Here is a 1,842-nt window from a genome sequence, read left to right on the forward strand (position 1 = left end):
GAGACCCTCACAAGGGGACTCTCACGCACATTCCGACTGCACGACCTTCTAAGTACACTTATCCCGGACGCTACTGGGCAGAGCCAGTGGCACCCGAAAGCCCGATGCGACAGTGGCACCCGGCGTACGTCCGGGCCGCAACGCCTCTTGGGCTGCGCCCACCGACTATCGTTCGAACGAGCCAGCCCGCTGGCCGGCCGCGGTGCGAACGAAAGTCGGTGCTACACGAGAGAGTGCAGGAGTTTCACGCCGGTGAGGAGTTCCGTCAATGGCGACGGATGGGTAGCTATGACAGTTGCGTGCCACTGTCCGGCTTGTCCGGCAGTGCGCCCCGGGTACCCGCTTCGCACTGCCAGCAAGCTGGTCAGTGTCGCCGAGAGGCAGTGCCACCAGCCGGGCCGCTTCTTGGAGAGCTTTGAAGTCTTCGGACGACGCGTTCATGCCAACTACCGTTCTTGCCGCCTAACGATTCGGTTAACGTGGCGGCGACCAGACGACGTTGTGTCAAGTCGGACGTGGCCCGCCGCTCACGTTCAACCGTTAGTTCGTCGATCTTGAGGCCGCGGTATTACGTCCTCGTCGTCGACCGATTCGTGCAAGCAATCAATGGGGCGAGTTGGGCAATCATTGTCATCGATTTCAAACAGCCCCCACCGGATGCCATCATATTGTGAATCAAGTGTGTTGAGTTCGTCAAGAATCGAGGCGACCTCGCGGATCACGTCGATTTGCGCTTCCCTTACGATTGTCAGAAGATCGTTCGAAGCAACGCCGCATTCTTTGATTCGTCGCAACGCCCCGCCGCGTCCATCGTCATTCGGACCGGCATAGTCATTGAGGCGCCGCGGCGCTTCTGGCGTTATCACCAGATTCCAGAGTTGACGGAGAAACACAAACCGAGCCAATTGGGGTATGTTCTCATCGATTTCCGATCTCGCCCAACCCTCAGCATTGCCGCAGCCGAACTGCCGAAACCGCTCGACGAGGGCAATGTAGCGAGACTCGTCATCATCAGATGCCATGAGTTGGTCAACCATTTGAGTGGTGGGTCGTGAGCGACGAACGTCTGGCATAACCGGGCCGCCGCAGTTGATGCTCCATTTGAAATCGCGTTGTCGTCGGCTCCGCGTTCATGTCTTTGTTATGCCACATTGTGCTTGCGGCTGATGTCTCACGAACTACTCAGACATCTCCTCAAACATCTTTTTGACAGCTGCTTGAATTTCGTCAGGCGACATTTCACGAAGTTGAGTTGCGATTCCCCATTCGTGGCCGAATGGGTCACGTACACGTCCAAATCGTTCACCCCAAAACATATCAGTGGGTTCCATTAGAACAGTCGAGCCATTGTCTTTCATCGTTTCGATCATTGCATCACAGTCGTCGACGTAGAGATGAATCGCGACACTTGTAGCGTCAAGTCGCGTTGGGCTTGGCGTGCCTCCATGTTCCGGGAGTTCTTCGCTGAGGAAGAAGCGAGCGTTGCCAATGCGAAATTCGCAATGCATCACACGCCCGTCGGGCATGTTGAGCTGAATGTATGGGGCAACGCCAAACACATCGGCGTAAAACGCGACTGCCTTTGCGGCATCGGTGATGCTGAGGTATGGGATGAGTTCGCTGGGTGTCGGTGATGGCATATGGTTGATCTAGTCGCGAAGTTTGAAGTAATTTCGTGTTAGTGGCATAACGACTAAAATCACCCGGTCGCGACGAGAGATTCACAATTGCCAAAACGCCCGACTTCGCGACTCGGGTGCATTTTGTGTACGCCCGGCACGGGCGTGATTGTTGTGGGGTGCAAGTCCCCTGTACGAGACTGGGAGTCTCACGGAGATCAGT

General features: G+C 56.1%; 2 protein-coding genes. Both read right to left on the reverse strand.

Going from position 1 to position 1,842, the window contains the following annotated elements:
* Positions 1-533 precede the first annotated feature (533 nt).
* Positions 534-1,037: a hypothetical protein gene (locus Pla123a_RS24360; protein ID WP_146591965.1), complete on the reverse strand. Its 504-nt coding sequence runs from the start codon at positions 1,035-1,037 to the stop codon at positions 534-536.
* Positions 1,038-1,178: 141 nt separating this feature from the next.
* Positions 1,179-1,640, reverse strand: coding sequence for a VOC family protein (locus Pla123a_RS24365; RefSeq protein WP_146591458.1), 462 nt, complete (start codon positions 1,638-1,640; stop codon positions 1,179-1,181).
* Between the last annotated feature and the right edge of the window lie 202 nt (positions 1,641-1,842).

This window comes from Posidoniimonas polymericola (assembly GCF_007859935.1).
Taxonomy (GTDB): Bacteria; Planctomycetota; Planctomycetia; order Pirellulales; family Lacipirellulaceae; genus Posidoniimonas; species Posidoniimonas polymericola.

What these genes read in the sequence shown, in the direction of transcription:
- Pla123a_RS24360 (WP_146591965.1), bottom strand. Translation starts at nt 1,037, where the DNA reads ATGGTTGACCAACTCATGGCATCTGATGATGACGAGTCTCGCTACATT.
- Pla123a_RS24365 (WP_146591458.1), bottom strand. Translation starts at nt 1,640, where the DNA reads ATGCCATCACCGACACCCAGCGAACTCATCCCATACCTCAGCATCACC.